Raw genomic sequence first — 16,524 nt, 5'->3', positions numbered from 1 at the left:
TGAAGAGCAAGGGCGAGTCCGTGAGCATCATCGCCGGGGCCGCGGCGGGCGGCGCGCAGCTGGTGGTGAAACCGGAGATCGCCGCCGCGGCGGATTTGAAGGGCAAGACCCTGTCCACGCCGCAGCTGGGCGGAACCCAGGACGTGGCGCTGCGGGCCTGGCTGGCCGCGCAGGGCTACAAAACCAACACCGACGGCAGCGGCGACGTGGCCATCAACCCCACCGAGAACGCCCAGACCCTGAAGCTGTTCCAGGACGGCAAGCTCGACGGCGCGTGGCTGCCGGAGCCCTGGGCGTCCCGGCTGGTGCTGCAGGCCGGCGCCAAGGTGCTGGTGGACGAAAAGGACCTGTGGGACGGGTCCCTGACCGGGAAGCCGGGCGAGTTCCCCACCACCATCCTGATCGTGAACAAGAAGTTCGCCACCGACCACCCCGAGACCGTCAAAGCCCTGCTCAAGGGCCACGCCGAATCGGTCCAATGGCTCAATGACACCCCCGGTGCGGAAAAGGCGAGCGTGTTGAACACCGCGCTGAAAGAGTCCGGCGGAGCCGAACTCCCTGCCGACGTTATCGAGCGGTCGCTGAAGAACATCGTGTTCACCGTGGATCCGCTGGCCGGAGCGTACAAGAAGCTGCTGCAGGACGGCGTGGACGCCGGCACCACCAAGCAGGCGGACATCAGCGGCATCTTCGACCTCACGGCACTGAACAGCGTCACCGCCGAAACCGGCGGCAGCAAGGTCAGCGCCGCCGGACTCGGCAACGACTAACCGGCACGCAGCAGAACCACCCCCGCAGCATCAACTCCAGCCCCAACAACGTAAGGACAGGACCATGCCAGTCGTACTGGAAAACCTGGGTAAACGCTTCGGCGACGGCGCCCCGGTGCTGGACGACGTCAACGCCAGCATCGCCCAAGGCGAGTTCGTCGCGCTCCTGGGTGCTTCCGGCTGCGGCAAATCCACCCTGCTGAACATCATGGCGGGACTGGAACTCCCGACGTCGGGCGCCCTTGAAGTCCCCAGCGACGGCGCAGCCTTCATGTTCCAGGACGCCGCCCTTTTCCCGTGGCTGACGGCCCGGGAAAACATCGAGCTCGCCCTCAAGCTGCGCGGCGTGGGAAAGTCCGAACGGCGCACGAAGGCCAACGAACTCCTGGACCTGGTCCACCTTGGCGGAGCCGGGGACAAGCGCCCGCACGAGCTCTCCGGCGGCATGCGCCAGCGCGTCTCGCTGGCCCGGTCCCTGGCCCAGGACCGGCAGCTGCTGCTCATGGACGAGCCCTTCGCCGCGCTGGACGCCATCACCCGCGACCTCCTCCACGACGAGCTGGAACGGATCTGGAAGGAAACCGGCCGCACCATCGTTTTTGTGACGCACAACGTCCGCGAAGCCGTCCGGCTGGGCCAGCGCGTGCTGTTGCTGTCGTCACGCCCCGGCCGCGTGGTCCAGGAATGGAACGTCACCGAGGAACACCGAACCGACGCCGGTCTTGCCGGACAGCTGACCGGGGTCATCACCGCCCGGCTGCGAGAGGAGATCCGCCGCCATGCCAAATAACCCAACGCCCCTGGCCGAGCCCGTCGAGAGCCCGATTTCGACAAGCTCAATCTCCGGCCAGGCAGGGTCGAACACCGGTGAGCCCGAGAGCCGGAAGGTCCACGCGGCCCTGACCCGGTCCTCCACCGGGAACGAAGACCTGCGCGAGCTCGAATCCGGCCTTGACTCGCTGCAGTCGGACGCAGCCCGCGCGGCGCGCATCGACTGGAGCCGCATCCTGCTCCCGGTGGCGGCGCTCGTGGTGCTGGTCCTGGCCTGGCAGTTCTACGTGTCCCTTGGATTCAAGCGGCGCGACCTGGTGCCCGGACCGCTCGACGTGCTTGGCCAGTTCGGCACCCTGTGGGCCGACGGTTCACTGCAGGAAGCCGTCTGGACCTCGTTGCAGCGCGGCATCGTCGGGTTCCTGATCAGCGTGGTCATTGCGACGCCGATCGGACTCCTGCTGGCCCAGGTGGCCCCGCTGCGCCGCGCGTTCGGCCCGCTCATTTCAGGCCTGCAGGTGCTGCCCTCCGTGGCCTGGGTGCCTGCGGCCATCATCTGGTTCGGCCTCACGGACGCCACGGTGTACTTCGTGGTGTTCATGGGCGCCATCCCGTCCATCATCAACGGCCTGATCTCCGGCGTGGACCAGATCCCGCCGCAGTACCGCAGCGTGGGCACGGTGCTGGGCGCCAACCGGGTGCAGATGGCCCTCCAGATCGTCCTTCCGGCGGCGTTGCCGGGCTACCTGAGCGGACTCAAGCAGGGCTGGGCGTTCTCCTGGCGGTCGCTCATGGCCGCCGAAATCATCGCAGTGGGCGGCACCATCGGCTTCGGCCTCGGTTCCATGCTGAACCAGGGCCGCGACTTGGCGGACATGACGATCGTGATGTCGGCCATCCTGCTGATCCTCGCCGTAGGCATCCTGATCGAACTGCTGGTCTTCGCGCCGATTGAAAAGCGCCTCCTGCGCCGCCGCGGCCTCCTCGCCGGCAGCACCCGCTAGGGCCTCCGGGCCAGGAGCAGGACCAAAGAGCAGAGCCCGACGGCGAGTCCCGCCGTCGGGCTCTGCTGTTCTGTCTGGATGAGGTGCCCCGGCCGCGCGGGGCGGAGTCTGGCAGACTGGCGCCATGACCGTCAGCTTCGTGTGCCGCACCGAATCCGTACTGCCCCCGGACCGGCTGTTCAACCTCGCCCGGAGCATCGATGCGCACCTCGGCTCCCAGGCCGACACGGGGGAGCAGGCAGTGGCCGGCGTGACGATGGGCCTGATCGGTGCCGGGCAGGAGGTCACGTGGCGGGCGCGGCACTTCGGCGTGCCGATCCGCATGACCAGCCGCATCACCTCAATGGAGTTCCCCGAGAGGTTTGTGGACGAGCAGGTCCGCGGGCCGTTCAAGGCCTTCCGTCACGTCCACGAGTTCGAAGCCACAGCCAGCGGAAGCGTCATGACGGACCGGGTCGAGTTCACGGCGCCGTTCGGTCTGCTGGGCCGGATCGTGGAGAAGCTGGTGCTGCACCGGTACCTGGAACGGTTGATCGTGGAGCGCGGCCTCTACCTCGCCGGCCTCTGACCGCTGCGGACGCCGGGGCTGCCCTGGCGTCACAGACCTCATCAAACGGCGGACCTAATCAAACGGCGGACCTAATCAAATGGAGGCGGCCCGATGATCTCAATGCCGCCGTTCACACGCCCGGATTCGCGGATCCGGTCAAAGTCCACCACCCGCGCACCGTCATCATCGGCGTCGACGGGCTCGCTGGCGCCAAAGTAGAAGGCCTGCGCGCCGCCAGGTGTGTGCAGGCAGAGCACGCGGGTCCCCGCCTGGGTGACTTTGAACGCATGCGGTACACCCCTCGGCGCGATGACCAGTCCGCCCGCGGCGACCCGGTGCTCAGTGCCGTCCATGTTCATCAGGATTTCGCCGGCCAGGATGTACATGGTCTCGTCCGAGTCGGGATGGGTATGAAGCGGAGTGACCTTATTGAGGGCCATTTCATCCTCGAAGAGCAGGAACGCGCCGGCTGTGTCTTCTTCCGTGGCTTTCCAGGTCTGTACCCCGCCGCCGAAGAACCAGCGGCGGGCTCCCTCACCGGGTTGCAGTACTACGGCTGATGCAACTTTCTTCGTCTCCATGGTGGTCGCCTCGATGCTGGTCGGAAGACTTATGGGACTGTTGTCCCATAACAAGACTCGGGTACCATGAAGGACATGTCAAGACCTTATGCAGACGTCGGGCGCACCGGTCAGAAGCACCGCACCCTTGAAGCCCTGGTTGCTGCCGCACGCCAACTCGTCGCGTCCGGGGCAACGCCCACGGTGGATGAGGCCGCGCTGGTGGCCGGTGTCGCCCGGAGTACTGCGTACCGGTATTTCCCGGGCCAACGGGAGCTGCTGGCTGCGGCCCATCCGGAGACTGCCCGGACATCGATGCTGCCGGATAATCCGCCGGAGGATGTGGCCGAGCGCCTGGATGCCGTGGTGCGTGAGTTCACCGGAATGATCATCGAAACCGAGGCGCAGCAGCGGACCATGCTGCGGCTCTCGCTGGAACCGGCGGACGGCCAGGAACGGGGCCTGCCGTTGCGCCAGGGCCGCGCTATCGCGTGGATCGCCGAGGCGCTTGCCCCGTTGCAGCCTGAGCTGTCCGACGCGGAGATCCGTCGGCTGGTTCTGGCGATCCGCAGTGCCATCGGAATCGAGTCGCTGGTGTGGCTGACCGATGTGGGCGGCCTCAGCAGGGACGCTGCCATTGCCTCGATGCGGTGGACGGCCAACGCCCTGCTGAACCAGGCCCTGACCCAGGGCCCGCCGCCCGCAGGCTGAGGAGGCCCCGTCCGCCGAATGAGCGCCACAGCAATGTGACGCAGCGTTACCTTACGTGAACTGGTGTTTCCGCGCCGTTGTTCCGGTATATGACGCGGCCCTACCGTTGATCCATGGCAATTCAGGACATCTACCCCACGGCACTGCGCCTGCTGGGCCGCCCCGTACTGGTGGTGGGCGGCGGGCCGGTGGCCACGCGCCGCGCCAAAGGGCTGCTCGACGCCGGTGCCCGGGTAACCGTGGTTGCCCCCGTTTCCTCCGCGGGACTTGAGGAACTGGCCGGCGCCGGCCTCCTCACCTGGGAGCAGCGCCCCTACCGTACGTCCGACGTCGACGGCGTCTGGTTCGTCCAGACAGCCACCGGCGATTCCGCCGTGGACGCCCAGGTTTCGGCCGACGCCGAGGCGCAGCGCGTCTGGTGCGTCAACGCCTCCGACCACGAAGCCTCCGCCGCCTGGACCCCCGCCGTCGCCGTCGTTGACGACGTGCAGATCGCCGTGAACGCCGGGGGAGACCCGCGCCGCGCCATGGCCCTGCGCGACGCCGTGGCCACTGCACTGGAAACCGGCGACCTCCCGCTCCGCCGCCAGCGGGCCCACCGGGGAAGCGTCGCCCTTGTGGGCGGCGGCCCCGGCGACACCGGGCTCATCACCGTCCGCGGCCGCCGGCTCCTGGGCCAGGCCGACGTCGTGGTGGCAGACCGCCTCGGACCCCGCGACCTCCTGAACGAACTCGCCCCCGACGTCCGCGTGATCGAGGTGGGCAAGACCCCCGGCCACCATCCCGTGCCGCAGGCCGGCATCAACCGGATCCTCGTGGACGAGGCACTCAAAGGCCACCGTGTGGTCCGGCTCAAGGGCGGAGACCCCTACGTTTTGGGCCGCGGCGGCGAAGAAGCAGAATTCTGCCGGCAGCACGGCGTCGAGGTTGAAGTGGTCTCCGGCGTCACCTCGGCGATCTCCGTTCCCGCAGCAGCCGGCATTCCCGTGACGCACCGCGGCCTGGCCAAGGGTTTCAGCGTGGTCACCGGCCACGAAGAACTCTCCGAGGTCCCGGCCCGGGCGGACCACACCATCGTGCTGCTCATGGGAGTGGGCCAGCTCCGCGAATCCGCCGCCGCCCTGGTGGGTGCCGGTTTGCCTCAGGACACTCCAGTTGGCATCGTTGAGAATGGCTATTTGCCCAACCAGCGCGTGACCATCGGCACTGTCGGTTCCATCGCTGACCAGGCCGAGGCCGCCGGCGTCGCAAATCCCGCGGTGATCGTGATCGGTGACGTTGTCCGCGTCAGCCCGTTCGCGCCGTCGCACTTCAAGACTGCCGACTACAGCACCACCACCCCGAACCGTCCCCGCGTACTGACCAAGTAGCCCCGTAGCCCCTTCCCAACTAAGTAGCAGCAGGTGTCCTTTTGAGCCCTCAAAACGACATCTGCTGCGACCTAGTTGGGCCGTGACAGAAAAAAGGAACACAGCCGTGTCAACTAGCACCACCGTAGGTTCTGCCGCCCGCCCGCTCCGGGTCGCCGTCGTGGGCTCCGGCCCCGCCGGCGTGTACGCCGCCGACATCCTCACCAAGAGCGAAGCCGTCAAGAGCGGCGAGCTGACCGTGAGCATCGACCTCTTTGACCGCTACCCGGCGCCCTATGGCCTGATCCGCTACGGTGTGGCTCCGGACCACCCGCGCATCAAGGGCATCGTCAACGCCCTGCACAAGGTCCTGGACCGCGGCGACATCCGATTCTTCGGCAACGTTGACTACGGCACGGACCTCTCCATCGAGGACCTCCGCACCCACTACGACGCCGTCATCTTCGCCACCGGCGCCATCAAGGACGCGGACCTGAACATCCCGGGCATCGAACTCGGGGGCTCCTACGGCGGCGCCGACTTCGTCTCCTGGTACGACGGCCACCCCGATGTGTCCCGCGAATGGCCGCTGGACGCCAAGGAAATCGCCGTGATCGGCAACGGCAACGTGGCCCTGGACGTGGCCCGCATGCTCTCCAAGCACGCCGACGACCTCCTGGTCTCCGAAATCCCGGACAACGTCTACCGCGGCCTGAAGGATTCCCCGGTCACTGACGTGCACGTTTTCGGCCGCCGCGGCCCGGCCCAGGTGAAGTTCACCCCGCTGGAACTGCGCGAACTGGCCCACTCCAAGGACGTGGACATCATCCTCTACCCGGAGGACTTCGAGTTCGACGAAGAATCCGACCGCCAGGTCCAGAGCAACAACCAGACCAAGACCATGGTGGGCACCCTCACCAACTGGATCGCCGAGCAGCCGGAAGAGCTCTCCGAGCTCACGGCCTCCCGCCGCCTGCACCTGCACTTCCTGCACAGCCCGGTGGAAATCTACGACTCCGCGGAAAACCCGGGCCAGGTTGCCGGCATGAAGTTCGAGCGCACCGAGCTGGACGGCACGGGCAACGCCCGCGGCACCGGCGAGTTCGTGGACTACCCGGTCCAGGCCGTGTACCGCGCCATCGGCTACTTCGGTTCAGCCCTCCCGGAGGTCGAATTCGACCACAAGAAGGGTGTTGTACCGAACGACGGCGGACGCGTGCTGGACGCGGCCGGCACCCATGTGCCGGGCATCTACGCCACCGGCTGGATCAAGCGCGGCCCGGTGGGCCTCATCGGCCACACCAAGGGCGACGCCCTCGAGACCGTGACCTACCTGCTGGAAGACCGCGCGAACCTGCCGCTGGCAGCCGCGCCGGCTCCGGAAGCCGTCGTCGAACTGCTGGAAAACCGCGGCGTGCAGTACACCAGCTGGGAAGGCTGGCTGGCCCTGGACGCGCACGAGCGCGCCCTCGGCGAAAAGGCCACCGAGACCGGTTCGCACGGCGTCGAGGTTGCCCGCGAACGGGTCAAGGTTGTGCCGCGCGAAGACATGGTGTCCATTTCCCGCGACGGAGTAGCCGCGCAGGTCTAGGGCTTTCGCTTGTAGGCCCAATCGTTAGCGCGAACCGGCAGCAGATGACCGCAAACCACGGGTTTGGCGTCATCAGCTGCCGGTTCGCGCTGTTTACATCCGGCTACATCCGGCCGAACCGGGCCCGGAGCAACGCAAACAGCCCGTAGCTGATGAGGCCGGCGGCAATGGCCAGCAGGAGGACCGGCCCCGCCGGATGGTCCCGGAGCGCCTTGAGGCTGCCGTCCAGCCCGGTGGCGTCGCCGGGCCGGTTGGTGGCGGCTGCCACCACGAACAGCATGCCCGCGAGGATCAGGGCGATGCCCTTGGCCACGTGGCCGGCCACGCCCAGCGCACTGATCATGCGTCCGCGCCGGGAGCCCTCGAAGTGATGCAGTTCCTCCTTGAACTGTTTCCGGACGCCCTTGACGATGAAATAGACTCCGACGCCGGTGACCGTCAGGCCCAGCGCGATGAGTGCCGGCACACCGGCAGGTCCCTGGACCAGGGCGGTGCTGAAATCCCTGGTGGAATCGCCCGAGTCGCCGCGGAGGCCGACCGCGAACCCTGCAAACGTGAGCCCCACACTGCCGTAGGCCACGGCCAGGAAACCGGAGGAGACGAGCTTGCCGATCCGCTGGCCTGCCGGCAGGTGGCGGGCGCGCAGGGTGGCCTCGCTGAGCTGCCACAGGGACAAGCCGGCGCAGCCCACCAGGCAGGCCCACATCACGCCGGGGCCCCACGGATTCGCCGCGAGCTGTTCGATGGCCCCCGTCGGCTCGGCCTGCCCCGGCTGGCCCAGCGCCAAGGCGATGGCGATGGCCCCGATCACGATGTGGAGCAGGGCCATTACGGCAAACCCGGAACGTGCGACGACGTCCAGCACCTTGGTGTTGGACGCCGCCTCGGCCGCGTTGGCGGCTTCTCCGAGGGCCGTATCGTCATCAGGCATCGCTAGCCGTTCATGGGGCCTTCGGCGTGGATGTTTTCGGCGCCCGGGCCGGTCAGTTTCACTGTGCAGCGCACGATGAGCCGGTCCGGTGCCGTGTGGACGTCCGCGAGGGTGTCGGCCGGGTTGATGACCGTGTAGCTTTCGGTGCCTTCCTCGACGCCGAAACCCCGCGACTTGGCGTCCTGGCTGGCGTTGGCGAGAGCTTCCCGGCGCAGTTCCTCGACGTACGACTCATCGCCGGACCGTGCCGGGTCGCCGAAGGCCCAGCCAAAGAGAGTTCCCGTTCCGTTCATGGTGCTGATTTTACGCATGCCCCACCCTACCAAGATATTGATAAGGGTGCTTACTATCAGTCGGCGGGTGCTGCTAGGACCGGCCGGTGTCCGCGGCAGCAAGGTCCGGGTCGGCATCGGCCGGATCTGCTTGGTCATCGGCCGCTGCTGAGCCTGCCGGTTCCGGTTCCCTGGCGTCAGTGGTCCAGACCTGGACGATCGCCCAGATGACGGCTGCCAGCGGGACGGACAGTACGGCGCCGATGATGCCGGCGAGGATGGTCCCTGCCGTCAAAGCCAGCAGGATGACCAGGGCGTGCAACTGCAGCGACTTGCCCATCACGACGGGCTGAAGCAGGTTGCCCTCGAGCTGGTTGACGGCGATCACCACGATCACCACGATCAGCGCCACCACGGGTCCGTTGGCGACGAGTGCCACCAGCGCCGCGAGGATGCCTGCCACGGTGGCTCCCACGATCGGGACGAAAGCGCCGATGAAGACGATGATGGCCAGCGGGATGGCCAACGGGACCCCGAGGACCAGCAGTGCCGTGCCGATGGCTACCGTGTCCACCAGGGCCACAATGGCTGTCCCGCGCACGTAATCGCCCAGAACCTGAATGGTGCGTGCGCCCGAGCGGCGCAGCTTGGCTTCGCGGGCGCCGGTGTAGGGCCGCAGGAAGAAGTTCCAGATCGCCGCCCCGTCCTTGAGGAAGAAGAAAAGGATAACCACCATGAGGCTGGCTCCGGCGAGGAACTCGGTGATGACGGACAGTCCCGTGATGGCTCCGGAGCGGACCTGGCTGCTGGCGGCGAATTCCACGATGGCCGCCCGTGCCTGTTCAATCTGCTCCCCGTCCACGGGGATGGGGCCGTTGAGCAGGAACGACTGCAGTTCGTCCAGGCCCGACGACGCCTGGCTTGCAAGGTCCGCCCACTGGCTGCGGATGGAGGCGACAATCACGGTGGTGACACCGGCCAGCACGGCGAGCAAGCCCACGAAGGCCACTGCAGTGGCCGCGGAGGCCGGCAGGCCCCGGCGCTTCAGGAGGTTGACGAACGGCATGATGGCGGCCGCCAGGATCAGGGCGATCAGCACGGGAATGACCAGGAGCCGGATCTGCAGCAGAGCGAAGACGGACACCACCACAACAGTGAGGATCAGCAGGATCTGGGCCGAGCGTACGCCCACCCTGCCCAGGCCGTCTGTCCAGGGGTCCGGGCGTTTGCCGTCCACCGTGATGTCGACTGATCTGGCCAAGGGGTACTCCAATTCGTCAGCGTGCAGGAACGGGACGCCCGGACCGGCTGCGGCCGGGATAGGAACTCCCCAAATAGCTAAGCCTACTGAGTTACGGCTCCGGCTACACGCCGAGCCACTCGGCGCAGGAGTTCAGGTTCCGGTTGACGCTGTCCACGGCAGCCGCTTCGTTGTGCGCCTCGATGGCATCCACCAGCTCGCCGTGCCCTTCGTCGGGGAGCCCGTTGAAGCCGCTGCGGCGCTGCTGCCGAAGCAGGTCGGCATGGAACACGCCGCCGAAGCTGACGTACAGCTCATGCAGCAGCGGATTCCCCGTAGCCTGCGCCACCAGCACATGGAAGTCCCAGTCGGCGCGGGCCCAGACGGGGTAGTCCTCAGCGTTCCAGGCGTCGCGCCGCTCCGCCAGCAGCGCCTTCATGGCGGCGATGTGTTCGGGTTGTGCGTTGCGGGCGGCCAGGCGGGCCGCCTGGGTGTCCAGCCCCACCCGGACTTCGAGGATGTGCTCCTGGGTGTGGTCCTTGTACATGCGCTGGGCCGCGCCGGAGATCTCGCTGGTGGCCCGGACGTAGGTGCCGTCGCCGCGGCGGACCTCCAGCATGCCGCTGTGGGCCAGCGCCTTGATGGCCTCGCGGAGCGTGCCCCGGGACACGCCCAGCCGGGCCATCAGCTCCGGCTCTGCGGGGATCTTCTGCTGCAGCTGCCATTCGCCGGAATGGATCATCTCGCGGAGCTTGTCCGTGATTTCGTCTGCCAGTACAGGCCGGGGTGAGGCGGTGAGGGTCATGGCTTGGTCCTTGCCGTCAGGAGGTGCCCCACCACGATCTGGGTCAGGGCGATGGCCAGCAGCAGGATCAACGGGACGGTCCAGCCGCCCGTCGCGCTGTGCAGCAGGCCCATGCCGAACGGGCCCGCTGTGGCCAGCAGGTACCCCACGGACTGCGCCAGCGTGGACATGGCGGTGGTTTCCGCCGTCGACCGGCCGCTCCGGCTGATCATTACCATGACCAGCGGGAAGATGCCCAGGCCGAACCCCAGCAGCGCGGCGGGAACGGCGGCCAGTGATGCGGGCAGCAGCATCAGGGCGGTAATGCCCAGGAGCATGGTGACACTAGCCAGGTAGAAGGCCGGGCGGAGCATCCGCGGGCGGGAGCCGATGGCCAGGAGCACCATGCCCGCCGGAACGGAGACCAGCTGCATCAGCCCGTACATCAGGCCGCTGTCCGTCGCGGTGAGACCGGTGGTGGTGAGCATGTACGGGAACCAGCTCAGCACCGCATAGGCGAGGAGTGCCTGGAGCGTGAAGATGGCGGTGAGCAGCGCGCCCTTACGGGTCCGGATCAGCGGCCACGGGGAGATGCTGGCGCCTTGGCCGGGGGTGGCGTTCCGGTGCGCGTGGAGTGCCACCGGGAGGAAGCCGAGGAAGGCGGCCACGGAGAGCAGCCCGATGGAGCCAAGCCCCGCCGACGCCGATCCCAGGAGCTGGGCCACCGGGACCACCATCACGGCCGTGGCCGTGGCGCCCGTGGTCATGGTGACCGTGTAGAGGGCCGTCATGAGGGAGGTGCGGTCCGCGTAGTGCTCGCGGATGAAGGACGGCATGGCCACATTGCAGACGGCGAGCCCGGACATCCCCACCACGGTTCCGGCCAGCAGCATGCCCGTGGACGGGATGCCGCGGACCATGAGGCCGGCGGCCAGCATTCCCAGGGCCAGCAGGATGGCTTTTTCCACGCCCATCCGGCGCGTCAGCCAGGACGTGGCCGCACCCGCCACCGCAAAGCACAGCGTGGGAACGGAGGGGATGACGGCGGCAACGAACGCACCGTAGCCCAGGACTTCCTGGAGGTCGTGGAGCAGGGCCGAGGCCCCGGTGATCCCGGCGCGGAGGTTGAGTCCGATCAGCACAAAGGCGATGATTCCGAAGACGACGACGGCGCGGGGCCGGGCTGCCTTTGCCCGCTCGGCAGGTGGGGTGTCAGTTCCGGGCGGTGCCGCCGTCGTCGTGGTTGCCATACTTAAACATTAGACGTTAGACGTTTGATGTTTGTAAAGATGTGGCAAACATCTCCGGACGGCGACGGCTGGACGGCGCCTAACGCTGCTGGCGCTGGTTCAGCCGCTGCACCGCCAGGGCTAGCCAGAGCTGCACACGGTCCTGGGTTTGGGCGGGGTCATAGCCGGTCAGCTCGGTGATCTGCGCCAGCCGGTACCGGACGGTGTTGCGGTGCAGCGTCAGCTCTTCGGCGACGGCAGCCACCGAGCCGTTGTTGTTCAGGTAGCTTTCCAGCGTGGCCATCAGCTCGGCGCCGTGCAGGGCGTCGAAGTTCCGGAGCGGGTTGAGGGACTCGTTCGCCATGTCCGCCAGCGGCACATCCTCGCTGGCCAGGAGCAGCGACGTGAGGCTGAGGCGCTCGGGCTCGTTGACGGGCAGGCCGTGGCTGGCCGCGTCGCGCGCCTCGAAGTAGCTCCAGCGCACCCCGTTGGGTTTGGTGTAGGCGCCGCCAATGCCGATCGTGGCGTGGATGCCGGCCTCGGCCAGGTGGTCGCTGAGGTGCTTGGCCAGGGCTGCCGCCCCGCTGCCGTCGTCCTGGACAACGACGATCAGGTCCTTCCCGACGACGGCGGTCACGCCGTGCTCCAGCGGCCGCGGCATCGAGGAACTCACCAGCTGCTTGGGATGCGCCGCGGACTCGGCGAGGATAACCACGCTTTTGCGGGTGCTGTTGATGCCGATGCCGGCAAGCCGCCGGGCCGCCTCACTGGACTCCAGGGTCCCGTGGATCACGTCCTCCAGGACCTGGCCGGACAGCGCCCGCTGCGCTTGCCGCTGCTTGACCATGTTGTTCAACTCGACGCTGATGAGGTTCTGGGCATAACCCACGATGCCGGAGTCCTCGAACGGCTGCCGGACCCAGAGGGTGCACGCGTCACGCCGGCCGGTGGGGATGGGGTAGGAGGCCCACGTATCGGCCGTGGGGGCGGGGTTGCCGGCAACGCTGTTGTACAGCTGGGCGGTGAACTGGGTCAGGATAATGTCCGTGCGCAGCATGGAGCCAAGATTCTTGAGCAGCTCGGAGAGTCCCCCGCCGGTCAGCAGGGCGCGGGCCAGGATCTGGTGTCCCGCGATGAGCCGTTCCAGCTTCGCGTAGTGGTCCGCGGACTGGGCATCCGCCACCAGCTTGGTGATTGCAATGAACGGCGTCTCGTACGGGACTTCCACCACGGGAAGGCCCCAGCGGTTGGCCTCGGCAATCAGCGCCGGCGGAACGGCGTCGTGCGTCAGACCGATCCCGAAGCCGATCCCCACTGCGCCTGCCCGCTGCACCTGCCGTACAAAGCGGCGCTGGTCCGGGGCGGACTTCAGCCGCATCCCGGTGGTGAGGACCAGTTCGCCGCCGTTGAGGAAGCGCTGTGGGTCCTCCTGCTCGGTGACGGCAACCCAGTGGATGTCCTGGTGCCACGTCGTCTCGGCGAGGCCGGATTTGACGAGCTTGAGCGACTGGACGCCCAGCAGGGCGGCGAGGGAAATTGCCATGGATTCAGGATAACTGCGCGCTGGGCAACCGCACTAAAGGATTCGGCGGATGGTGTGCAGGTGGCTATTCCCTGCGTAGTGGCCCTGGCATAGGCTCAGGAGCAGTCGCAACACTGGGCCGGTGGCAGAACCGGTTACAGAAACCAGCATGAAAGAGGTTGAACACCGTGGTCCAAACCTTGCAGAACTTCATCAATGGCGAGTTCGTCACGCCCGCCGGAACCGGTCTGCTGGACATCGTGAATCCCACCAACGGTGAGGTGGTGGCGAAATCGCCCATCTCCGTCCAGGCCGACGTCGATGCCGCCATGACCGCTGCCAAGGATGCCTTCAAGACCTGGAAGCACGTCACCCCGGCGCAGCGCCAGCTGATGCTGCTCAAGCTTGCGGACGCCGTCGAGGCCAACAGCGATGAACTCGTCGAAGCCCAGCACCGCAACACAGGCCAGGTCCGTTCGCTGATCGCCTCCGAGGAAGTGGCCGCCGGTGCCGACCAGCTGCGCTTCTTCGCCGGCGCCGCCCGCATCCTCGAAGGCAAGTCGGCCGGCGAGTACTTCGAGGGCCACACCTCCTACGTGCGCCGCGAGCCCATCGGCGTCGTGGCCCAGGTTGCCCCCTGGAACTACCCGTTCCTGATGGCCATCTGGAAGATCGGCCCCGCGCTCGCCGCCGGCAACACCGTGGTGCTCAAGCCCTCGGACACCACTCCCGAGTCCACCCTGGTCCTCGCCCGCCTCGCCGGGGAGATCTTCCCGGCCGGCGTCCTCAACGTGGTGCTTGGCACCGGCGAAACCGGCGCCATGATGGTGGAGCACAAGGTCCCCGGCCTTGTCTCCATCACCGGCTCCGTCCGGGCCGGCATCGCCGTGGCCTCCGGTGCCGCCAAGGGACTCAAGCGCGCCCACCTGGAGCTCGGCGGCAAGGCCCCGGCCATCGTCTTCAAGGACGCCGACATCAAGAAGAGCGCCGCGGCCATCGCCGAGTTCGCGTTCTTCAACGCCGGCCAGGACTGCACCGCCATCACCCGCGTTCTGGTGGAAGACTCCGTTCACGACGACGTCGTGGCAGCCATGGTGGAACACACCAAGACCCTGCACACCGGCTCGCAGAATGACGAGGACAACTACTTCGGCCCGCTCAACAACGTGAACCACTTCAACGCCGTGACGTCGGTGGTGGAGCACCTGCCTGCGAACTGCAATATTGTCACCGGCGGCCACCGGGCGGGGGACAAGGGCTTCTTCTTCGAGCCCACCATCATCACCGGCGCCAAGCAGACCGACGACATTGTCCAGAAGGAAACCTTCGGGCCGGTCATCACCGTGCAGAAGTTCAGCACCGAGGCCGAAGCCGTGGAGCTGGCGAACGACGTCGACTACGCCCTGGCCTCCAGCGTCTGGACCACCGACCACGGCACGGCCATGCGCGTCAGCCGCGACCTGGATTTCGGCGCGGTGTGGATCAACACCCACATCCTGCTGACCGCTGAAATGCCGCACGGCGGCTTCAAGCAGTCCGGCTACGGCAAGGACCTCTCCATGTACGGCGTCGAGGACTACACGCGCATCAAGCACGTGATGTCTGCGCTCGACGCATAACTCAGACGCATAATCCCCACCGGCACCCTAACCTCGCTTCGCTTCGGCCAGGGAACCCGGCCGGCGTGGCCCCACCCAGTCCAGAAAGGCATTCCCATGACTGCAACCGCCCATGACCTCACCTTCCGTCTCGAGCAGAAACGCCGCGTCCAGGCCGACTTCCCGGGCCCCAAGTCCGTCGCCCTGACCGAACGCCGGAAGGCCGTTGTGGCAGCCGGCGTCGCCTCCAGCGTCCCCGTCTTCGTGGCGGACGCCGACGGCGGAATCATCCACGACGTCGACGGCAACTCGTTCATCGACCTCGGCTCGGGCATCGCGGTGACCAGCGTCGGGGCGTCCGATCCCGCCGTCGTCGGCGCCGTGAAGGAAGCCGTGGAGCACTTCACCCACACCTGCTTCATGGTCACCCCGTACGAAGGCTATGTGGCCGTCGCCGAGCAGCTGAACCGCCTCACCCCCGGCGACCACGAGAAGCGCACGGTCCTGTTCAACTCCGGTGCCGAAGCAGTGGAAAACGCCGTCAAGGTGGCCCGCCTCGCTACCGGACGTGACGCCGTCGTCGCCTTTGACCACGCATACCACGGCCGCACCAACCTGACCATGGCCCTGACCGCCAAGGCCATGCCGTACAAGACCAACTTCGGCCCGTTCGCGCCCGAGGTCTACCGCATGCCCATGAGCTACCCGTTCCGCGAGGAAAACCCCTCGATCACCGGTGCAGAGGCCGCCAAGCGCGCCATCACCATGATCGAGAAGCAGATCGGCGGCGAGTCCGTGGCTGCGATCATCATCGAACCGATCCAGGGCGAGGGCGGCTTCATCGTCCCGGCCGACGGCTTCCTGCCGGCACTGGCCGCCTGGGCCAAGGACAAGGGCATCGTCTTCATTGCCGACGAAGTCCAGTCCGGTTTCTGCCGCACGGGCGAATGGTTCGCCGTGAACCACGAGGGTGTTGTCCCGGACATCATCACCATGGCCAAGGGCATCGCCGGCGGCATGCCGCTCTCCGCGATCACCGGCCGCGCAGACCTGCTCGACGCCGTCCACCCGGGCGGCCTCGGCGGCACCTACGGCGGCAACCCGGTGGCCTGCGCCGCGGCCCTCGCGTCGATCGGCTCCATGGAGGAATACGACCTCAACGGCCGTGCCAAGCACATCGAGGAACTGGCCACCGGCCGCCTTCGCGAACTGCAGGCTGAGCTTGCCGGTTCGGAGAAGTCCGTGATCGGCGACATCCGCGGCCGCGGCGCCATGCTGGCCATCGAGCTCGTGCAGGCCGGCTCCAAGGAACCCAACCCGGAGCTGACCAAGGCCGTTGCAGCCGCCTGCCTCAAGGAAGGCGTCATCATCCTCACCTGCGGCACGTACGGCAACGTCATCCGGCTGCTGCCCCCGCTGGTCATCGGCGACGAGCTGCTGCTGGACGGCCTCGAGGTGCTGGCCGCCGCCATCAAGGCGCACGCCTAGCCAGTGATGGCGCACGCCTAGCCAGTGATGGCGCACGCCTAGCCACTGTCATGACAGCCGGAGAGCCGCGGACCGATGGTCCGCGGCTCTCCGTGTTTTCCGGTGGAAAATGTCCCCCCTCATTGGTGCCCGTGTGGGCTAGAGTCAGCAGTAC

At 67.3% G+C, this 16,524-nt stretch carries 16 protein-coding genes; 9 read left to right on the top strand and 7 right to left on the bottom strand.

The window, feature by feature from the left end; genetic code table 11:
- The 4 genes from BS38_RS0122420 to BS38_RS0122405 all read left to right on the top strand — a co-directional run.
- Positions 1 to 770: ABC transporter substrate-binding protein (locus tag BS38_RS0122420; RefSeq protein ID WP_028272787.1), on the top strand; the 770-nt coding region annotated here is incomplete at its 5' end.
- A 64-nt stretch (positions 771 to 834) separates the two neighbouring features.
- Positions 835 to 1,560: an ABC transporter ATP-binding protein gene (locus BS38_RS0122415; RefSeq protein ID WP_028272786.1), complete on the top strand. Its 726-nt coding sequence runs from the start codon at positions 835 to 837 to the stop codon at positions 1,558 to 1,560.
- Complete coding sequence (locus BS38_RS0122410) at positions 1,550 to 2,545, top strand: ABC transporter permease (RefSeq protein ID WP_028272785.1); 996 nt, start codon at positions 1,550 to 1,552, stop codon at positions 2,543 to 2,545. The genes BS38_RS0122415 and BS38_RS0122410 overlap by 11 nt, the downstream gene beginning before the upstream one ends.
- Before the next feature lie 124 nt (positions 2,546 to 2,669).
- Positions 2,670 to 3,113, top strand: a complete 444-nt coding sequence (locus BS38_RS0122405; RefSeq protein ID WP_028272784.1) for an SRPBCC family protein — start codon at positions 2,670 to 2,672, stop codon at positions 3,111 to 3,113.
- A gap of 71 nt (positions 3,114 to 3,184) precedes the next feature.
- On the opposite strand, the gene BS38_RS0122400 is transcribed toward BS38_RS0122405, so the two are convergent.
- Positions 3,185 to 3,676: a cupin domain-containing protein gene (locus BS38_RS0122400; RefSeq protein ID WP_043439711.1), complete on the bottom strand. Its 492-nt coding sequence runs from the start codon at positions 3,674 to 3,676 to the stop codon at positions 3,185 to 3,187.
- A 75-nt stretch (positions 3,677 to 3,751) separates the two neighbouring features.
- Between BS38_RS0122400 and BS38_RS0122395 the strand changes: the two genes are divergently transcribed.
- The 3 genes from BS38_RS0122395 (at position 3,752) to BS38_RS0122385 (ending at position 7,306) form a co-directional block, all read left to right on the top strand.
- A complete protein-coding gene (locus BS38_RS0122395) occupies positions 3,752 to 4,366 on the top strand; it encodes a TetR/AcrR family transcriptional regulator (protein WP_028272782.1) in 615 nt (204 codons plus the stop codon).
- A gap of 113 nt (positions 4,367 to 4,479) precedes the next feature.
- The gene (gene cobA / locus BS38_RS0122390) at positions 4,480 to 5,736 is read left to right on the top strand and encodes a uroporphyrinogen-III C-methyltransferase (protein WP_028272781.1); all 1,257 of its coding nucleotides are present in this window, start codon (positions 4,480 to 4,482) and stop codon (positions 5,734 to 5,736) included.
- 106 nt (positions 5,737 to 5,842) lie between these two features.
- A complete protein-coding gene (locus BS38_RS0122385) occupies positions 5,843 to 7,306 on the top strand; it encodes an FAD-dependent oxidoreductase (protein ID WP_028272780.1) in 1,464 nt (487 codons plus the stop codon).
- Between the two features lie 103 nt (positions 7,307 to 7,409).
- Here BS38_RS0122385 and BS38_RS0122380 read toward each other — a convergent pair whose 3' ends face one another.
- The 6 genes from BS38_RS0122380 to BS38_RS0122355 form a co-directional block, all read right to left on the bottom strand.
- Entirely contained in the window at positions 7,410 to 8,237 is an 828-nt protein-coding gene (locus BS38_RS0122380; protein ID WP_028272779.1) for a DUF1206 domain-containing protein, read from the bottom strand.
- A 2-nt stretch (positions 8,238 to 8,239) separates the two neighbouring features.
- Positions 8,240 to 8,548: a hypothetical protein gene (locus tag BS38_RS0122375; RefSeq protein ID WP_197025019.1), complete on the bottom strand. Its 309-nt coding sequence runs from the start codon at positions 8,546 to 8,548 to the stop codon at positions 8,240 to 8,242.
- A 55-nt stretch (positions 8,549 to 8,603) separates the two neighbouring features.
- Entirely contained in the window at positions 8,604 to 9,770 is a 1,167-nt protein-coding gene (locus BS38_RS0122370) for an AI-2E family transporter (RefSeq protein ID WP_028272777.1), read from the bottom strand.
- A gap of 103 nt (positions 9,771 to 9,873) precedes the next feature.
- Entirely contained in the window at positions 9,874 to 10,554 is a 681-nt protein-coding gene (locus BS38_RS0122365) for a FadR/GntR family transcriptional regulator (protein ID WP_028272776.1), read from the bottom strand.
- Positions 10,551 to 11,783, bottom strand: a complete 1,233-nt coding sequence (locus BS38_RS0122360) for an MFS transporter (protein ID WP_028272775.1) — start codon at positions 11,781 to 11,783, stop codon at positions 10,551 to 10,553. Before BS38_RS0122360 ends, BS38_RS0122365 begins: the two co-directional genes overlap by 4 nt.
- Positions 11,784 to 11,862: 79 nt before the next feature.
- Complete coding sequence (locus BS38_RS0122355) at positions 11,863 to 13,305, bottom strand: PucR family transcriptional regulator (protein WP_028272774.1); 1,443 nt, start codon at positions 13,303 to 13,305, stop codon at positions 11,863 to 11,865.
- Positions 13,306 to 13,472: 167 nt separating this feature from the next.
- Here BS38_RS0122355 and BS38_RS0122350 point away from each other — a divergent pair, with 167 nt between their 5' ends.
- Together BS38_RS0122350 and gabT are read left to right on the top strand one after the other, a co-directional pair.
- On the top strand, positions 13,473 to 14,903 hold the full coding sequence (locus tag BS38_RS0122350) for a gamma-aminobutyraldehyde dehydrogenase (RefSeq protein ID WP_028272773.1): 1,431 nt from the start codon (positions 13,473 to 13,475) through the stop codon (positions 14,901 to 14,903).
- Between the two features lie 96 nt (positions 14,904 to 14,999).
- Positions 15,000 to 16,370, top strand: coding sequence for a 4-aminobutyrate--2-oxoglutarate transaminase (gabT, locus tag BS38_RS0122345; RefSeq protein ID WP_028272772.1), 1,371 nt, complete (start codon positions 15,000 to 15,002; stop codon positions 16,368 to 16,370).
- The last annotated feature ends 154 nt before the right edge of the window (positions 16,371 to 16,524 follow it).

The sequence above is a fragment of the Arthrobacter sp. UNC362MFTsu5.1 genome (assembly GCF_000685965.1).
In the GTDB taxonomy this organism is placed as follows: Bacteria; Actinomycetota; Actinomycetes; order Actinomycetales; family Micrococcaceae; genus Arthrobacter.
The sequence above is the reverse complement of the archived record's forward strand: the minus strand, read 5'-3'. Positions and strand labels throughout refer to the sequence as shown.